At 40.9% G+C, this 3,512-nt stretch carries 1 protein-coding gene and 1 pseudogene; one reads left to right on the top strand and one right to left on the bottom strand.

The annotated features are described in order from the left end of the window. A pseudogene (locus VB797_RS11270) lies at positions 1 to 1,716 on the bottom strand (alpha-mannosidase); the annotation flags it as partial. A gap of 264 nt (positions 1,717 to 1,980) precedes the next feature. Between VB797_RS11270 and VB797_RS11265 the strand changes: the two are divergent. Next, positions 1,981 to 3,512, top strand: a 1,532-nt coding sequence (locus VB797_RS11265; RefSeq protein WP_323237770.1) for a hypothetical protein, incomplete at its 3' end; no start/stop codon positions are given.

Raw genomic sequence — 3,512 nt, 5'->3', positions numbered from 1 at the left:
TCTCCCCATCTCCCCATCTCCCCATCTCCCCATCTCCCCATCTCCCCATCTCCCAATCTCCCCCTTCTCCTTACGGAGACGCTTCGCGAACGGGTTCACCACTTCTCTCAACGGAGGGAACCTCCGCACGAGAGTGGATTCACCATCTCCCCATCTCCCCATCTCCCCATCCCCTTGTCCCTGAATCCCCCGCAAATACTTCTCAACGGTGGTGAATTCAAGTTCGGGACATAAAGGTGAATCTTGCCAGCGTCGGGCAATTTCGAGCATATCACGGGTGGGTCCGCCGCCGTGATCGCCGACTCCGGGAAGCCAGAGATAATCTTGTAAACCCGTTTGTTTCTCCCAAGCGATCGCGTACTCTACCATTTTTACTGGGTCGATACCTTCACCAATCGGCGCTGACATCAAGCTGAATATTTCGCTACCATCTGGCGATCGCCACCAAAAAGCTCCGTGAGGAAATTTAGTTGTATCGTTCCAAATCAGCTTTTGAGTAACAAAATATTCCACTCCCGCACCAATCATAAATTGAGGTAAAGTCCAGCAAAAGCCGAAGCTGTCAGGAAGCCATGCAACCGTGGAAAACTTACCAAACTTCTCTTTTACGTAGCGTTGACCGTATAATAATTGACGAACAATCGATTCACCAGAAATTATATTTAACTCCGGTTCCACCCAAAAAGCGCCCACAACTTCCCAAAGATTATTTTCAACAGCTTTTTTTATTTGTGCAAATAAATCTGGACAATTTTCTTCCACCCAAGCATAAAGCGCTGGAGTCGAATGACAGAAAATCAACTCCGGAAAATCCTCTTGCAGCTTCAAAACCGACGTAAAAGTATTCTTCGCAGCCTCCCAAGTATCACATACCCGCCATAACCAAGCCATATCCAAATGTGCATGACCAACAAGATGAATTTTAGATTTTAGATTTTGCGGAAAGTTGATGGGGTCGGTTTCCGTCCCATCAAACTTTTCAAGACGGATTTTGGATTGATTAAGCCTATTACTTAGAAAACCCAGCGATTTATCAACTACCTCCTTTACTTCTCTTCCTTCTTCCTCAGCGTCAATTTCCCCAACAACTTCCTTCACCAACCCCGCAACCACATCTAACTCATCGGGAGCAAAAGCTTCATAATAACGCTGTGCGATCGCCAACTCCGACGCGACAAAACCGGGATCAAGATTATTCCCCACAGCTTCATAAACGCACCTCGAATTTACCAAAGCACCATTATCGTGTCCCGGACTTACCAAACGCAAAGCAACATTAAACTCTTCACCCGGTGTTACCTGCTCATTCAATAAAACTCGTTGCGAAAAATCAAATAAATCGCCCTGAGCTACCAAAGAACCATTAATATAGACTTGAGCGGAATCAGCCCACCAAACCAAAGCCAATCGCAAACACAAACCTGCGACCGGATAACCTTGCAAATCTTGGGGAACGATAATTTTTTGTGTTAACCAAAACACATTTTTACCCTTTTCCCAAGCAATATGTCCTTTAGCGTTTAATTCCGTACTATCCCAACTAGAAAAATCGGCAGCGAAAACCTCATTAACACTCATATCACCTGAAAAACTGCGCCAATTTGAGCGAACATCCGTTTCAGAAAAAGCACGTAACTTTTCAACCGCTTGCAGAATAATTTGCGAATTAGTTGGTGAATTTAGATTTGTATTAGATTCAGGTATGGAATTAGTCATATTTCCGCTAAAATCGGGTAAAAAGTTCTATATGCTTAATAGTAAAAGAACTTAAAAAAAGGATACCGATAAATCTTTAGAAAAACATTTAGAAATTTTGTTATGTAACAATTTTTGATGATTTTTTCACATATAGTGGTTTTCAGTTGATTAGAATACAAAATTAACCTCACCCCTTTCCCTCTCCTTAGTAAGGTGCCGGAGGTGGGGTAAGGTTTTTCAAATAACTCCCAACTCCCAACTCCTAACTCCTAACTTCCTACCATGCCTTCTGCTCCCAAAGGACGCTATCAAAGCAGGCTATTTAACTTCTTTCACAAACAATCCACACGCTTCGGTGAAGGATTCGGACGCTCGTTGCGACAGTTACAAGTTGCCACAAGTTGGTCAATTGAAGCACTTTCTCAATCCATATATTTACTGTTACAAAAAGCCGTTGATTCCGCTGGAACGCAACTTCCCGCAGCACCACCAGAAGAAATTCCTTTAGCTACCGACACTGCGATCGCAAGAGTCCTAGAAAATATCGAAACGCAATATATTCCCTCTTCAGGGGATTGGCAATTATCTATTTCTCGCACTTCTAAAGCAAATATCGTAGTGTCCGCGTCTAGCTCCTTATCTAATCAGCCAAGCCTGCAAGATGCTCAAGCTAGCGAGCATATTCAAGATAGCGGGCTTCAAGCTAGCGAGCATATTCAAGATAGCGGGCTTCAAGCTAGCGAGCAAGATGCTCGCACTACAATTAATCAACCAAACGAGCAAAATTCCCCAAGTAATTTAAAATATTCTGCTCCAAAAATTCGGGGAATTGCTTCACAACTGTGCAGTCAAAATTTAGTACTTGTAACCAGCGAAAACGAAATTCTTGATATTTTAACTGCATCGCAACAGCAAGCGTTAGAAAACAAGATTATCATTGAAATTGCTAATTATTGGCGTTCTTGGCGGTTATCTCAAGAAAAGCCAGAAAAATTATTATCCAAAGTAGAAAATATATTAAAAACACTTTCTCCAGATAAAGATAATGTTAATCAAACAAATGCATTACCTGGGGTAAATGTCAATGAGGAATACAATATACAAATTAATCCAAGTACAGTAGCATCTTTAGATACTGCTGTTGCGAAATTAGAAAACGCTTTAGTTCCCGTATCCCGCGCTCAAGCTATAGTACGACAGCGCAGCAATCAACTAATTAAAGTAGCAAAAGCAAAATTAGACATCTTTTTATATGGAGATACGCAAAACGTTACATCTTCGGAGTATCGTAATATAACCCTCGACACAAAACAAGTTGTAGCTGATGGTAATTTAGAATCATACAAGTCCAGAATTCAAGCTTTGATTTCAGCAGCGCTGAATTACTTTTATGGGGAACCCAAAGGTAAAAAAATTAAGCAAACTCCACCAACAAGATATCTTCCTACGATTAAACCTAATTCTAAATTACAAAGCCAATCAACAGATGACTGGTTAACTTTTGAAGACTTATTTAATAGTGGAATCCCGCAACTAAATAGAGAAAATCAAGCATTACAATTAAATCCTTCCACTCAAGTAAATAGTTCCTCCGAAAAACTATTTGGACGTTTTCAAATTCCAAATTGGAGAACATTACGACTCAAAGAAAAAGCTGGTTTACAGAATCCGAAAAAACCTGTTCTACGAAATGAGCAAGATTTTATAAAGGGAAGCCAGCAAGATTTTATAAAGGGAAGCCAGCAAGATTTTATAAAGGGAAGCCAGCAAGATTTTATAAAGGGAAGCCAGCAAGATTTTATAAAGGGAAGCCA

The organism is Rivularia sp. UHCC 0363 (assembly GCF_034931125.1).
Lineage (GTDB): Bacteria > Cyanobacteriota > Cyanobacteriia > Cyanobacteriales > Nostocaceae > Rivularia.
Note: the sequence above shows the minus strand (reverse complement) of the source record. Positions and strands in the feature narration are given on the sequence as shown.